This window comes from Vibrio sp. Y20_XG_PY13, assembly GCF_024181925.1.
Classification (GTDB): Bacteria; Pseudomonadota; Gammaproteobacteria; order Enterobacterales; family Vibrionaceae; genus Vibrio; species Vibrio parahaemolyticus.
Map to the genome: position 1 here is coordinate 1 of NZ_JAMZAL010000031.1, position 2,693 is coordinate 2,693.

The 2,693-nt window shown below is 42.9% G+C and carries 2 protein-coding genes and 1 pseudogene; 1 reads left to right on the top strand and 2 read right to left on the bottom strand.

The window, feature by feature from the left end:
* Positions 1-391: 391 nt before the first annotated feature.
* The gene (locus NL646_RS23185) at positions 392-847 is read left to right on the top strand and encodes an RNA-binding protein (RefSeq protein WP_005480876.1); all 456 of its coding nucleotides are present in this window, start codon (positions 392-394) and stop codon (positions 845-847) included.
* Here the strand turns inward: NL646_RS23185 and murI are convergent.
* Both murI and NL646_RS23195 read right to left on the bottom strand, forming a co-directional pair.
* A complete protein-coding gene (gene murI / locus NL646_RS23190) occupies positions 801-1,613 on the bottom strand; it encodes a glutamate racemase (protein WP_068863490.1) in 813 nt (270 codons plus the stop codon). The two genes, NL646_RS23185 and murI, sit on opposite strands and share 47 nt — an antisense overlap.
* Before the next feature lie 40 nt (positions 1,614-1,653).
* Positions 1,654-2,402: pseudogene (locus NL646_RS23195) on the bottom strand (hypothetical protein); the annotation flags it as partial.
* Positions 2,403-2,693: the final 291 nt, after the last annotated feature.

Here is a 2,693-nt window from a genome sequence, read left to right on the forward strand (position 1 = left end):
TTCTTATTTTTAAAGAGCTTTTCTAACATTTTCAGCAACTTAGTTGCTCGTCGTTAGGGGTGCGTATCTTACTTCACACCGTGAGAGAGTCAAGCATTTTTTTCAAATTTCTTTTCTCTCAATTTCCGACTCGCTGTGTGACTTTCGTCTCACTCCGTGTCGGTGGATGCGCAGTATAGGGAGTTGAGAAATTAGTACAAGCGTTTTTTGCAAAAAAACTTTCAACCGTTCATTAATCCATCAAAACGCCGAAATTTGCATATTTCTTCGTCACATTTGAGACATATCACAGCAATTGGTTGGAAAAACACCAACCATATACGTAAGATTCATGTGTCTATTCTGTTAAATAGACAATCGATCTCTTTATTATCTATATGTAGTAATCAAAATGACGTCTAAAAAAAATCTGATCCTATCTGCCGGGCTGGCCGTCATTGGGGGAGTGCTATTCTCTCAATTCGCTATTCCACCAGCTTTGAGCTTTCTTATCGGTGTTGCCGCTACTGCTTTTCTATTTTCATTTTCTAGCCAAACACCATCTATTCAACCAACGGAATCTGATCCTTCAACTAAAACGCTGTATGTCGGTAACCTTCCTTATAAAGCAAATGAGAGTCACGTTCGTGATTTATTTGCAGAGTATGGGCAGGTATTTGCTGTGCGCTTAATGAAAGATAAACGCACAGGTAAAAGAAGAGGGTTTGGTTTTGTCGTTATGGCCGCTGCTGACGCAGAACCGGCTATCGCGAAGTTAAATGAAAGGGAATATATGGAGCGAACACTTAAAGTTCGTATTGCTAACGATCCGAAACACCCAGATGGCGATAAATCTGAACTGGATTAAATCCTAATTTCGCCAGACAAATGTTCAGTGCATCTTCTTGCCAAGGAGGTGCACTGGCAAAGATTCGTTTTATCCCTTCTTCTTTCTCTTCAAGCTCGTCACAAGACAGTAATGCTTTAACCCGGCGCGCTATCGCCTCCCCAGAATCAATCAAAACGACGTTGCTACCCAGCACTTGCTGAATTTCGTTTTTGATTAGTGGGAAGTGTGTACAACCAAGTACAGCGACGTCTACTTTATTGCATAGCGGCGATAAGATACTTTTCAGTTCATCCAAAGGAACACTTTCACCACGTAGCTTTTCTTCTGCCATATCAACCAAACGCGTCGAACCTAGCAATTCAACTGGCTTACCTTGTGCAAAATCACGGATCAGTTCATGAGTGTATTGACGAGTGACGGTCGCAGGCGTTGCGATTAACCCTACTCCCTGAGTCGCTAGTAGGGAGGCCGGTTTGATGGCAGGCACGACGCCAACAACTGGCACTGATAAGTTGTCACGCAATGACGGCAGCACGATTGTACTGGCAGTATTGCACGCAATGACGACGATATCGATGTGATGCTCTGCCACCAATGCGGAAACCAGCTGATTGACGCGCGAGATAAGCACATTCTGATCGAGTTCGCCGTAAGGATAAGCTTCGTTATCGAACAGATAGAAGTAGTCTAAGTGTGGAAGGAGTTGGTGAATTTCTTGGAAAACTGACAGTCCGCCGACACCGGAATCAAACACTAGAACTTTTTTCTTACTTGATGCTCGCACGAGTCTTACCTGATGAATAGAGACTCGGCGATCATACTGGTTAGATTTGTTTTGGCAATGCTTTGGCGCGGTATCTTTGATGGCTAAATCGCTCCCCTATTTCTACTTCAAGCTTAGTCAGTTCTATATGTCCTTGAAATGATGGGGTTGATGTCACCAATGTGTGGAACTCACCATTTTCTCCACATGGATCAATATGACGTGGTAATGACTCGATTAATACTTGGTCATACCAACGACCACACCATTCTGGAGAGAGAACACTTCCGTCTATGGTGATCAACATAGCTTGAATACCACGCTCTATGACTTCCATCGCTAAACTCAAACTATTCTCCCCTAAGAGAGGAAAGACACATTCCCATCCTGCTGGCTCAATATCAACATAGCTTGAATACCACGCTCTATGACTTCCATCGCTAAACTCAAACTATTCTCCCCTAAGAGAGGAAAGACACATTCCCATCCTGCTGGCTCAATGTAGCTACGACGATAATCGGCAATACCATTGCAGAACATATCGCCAAATGCGACGGCTTCTACGTTTAGACCACTACTTTGTAACGCATTAACGATGGCCGATTGATAAAGGTCGTTACTCGGAAAGACTTCGGGCAGCTCGATAGTAATGAGAGGGAAGCCAAGTAATTCTGCTTGCATTTGTACTACGTGAAGCGGCGTTGCTTGGAAAGGGACTTCTTTCCCTACGTAAGTCGTGTACAAACCGACAACTTGATAATTTGGATTCTCGTTAAGGCGCTCAAGCGTTAATGTCGAATCTTTGCCATTATGTGCAAGCTTTAATTTTCATCAGACAAAACATTAGTTTCCGAACTAATACTGGAAGGCTTTCATGACAACATCGCCCTTACAATAATTATAAGAAATGTTAATACAATGCAGTATTAACCATAAACCTCACAGTAACTAACTACTGCCTTAACAATTTCTGACACGTTTCTGGACAATTCCGTGTTTGGTCATGTACTAATTTAGCTTCACACGGATAACTTTTCGTATTGAAAAATCGCTTAGTGCGTTGTCCAGGGGGGAAACGAGCGATCGCAATCACCGAAATAC

Bases quoted from the DNA above. Each gene is read 5' to 3' on its own strand.
- NL646_RS23185 (WP_005480876.1), top strand. From the start codon at position 392: ATGACGTCTAAAAAAAATCTGATCCTATCTGCCGGGCTGGCCGTCATT.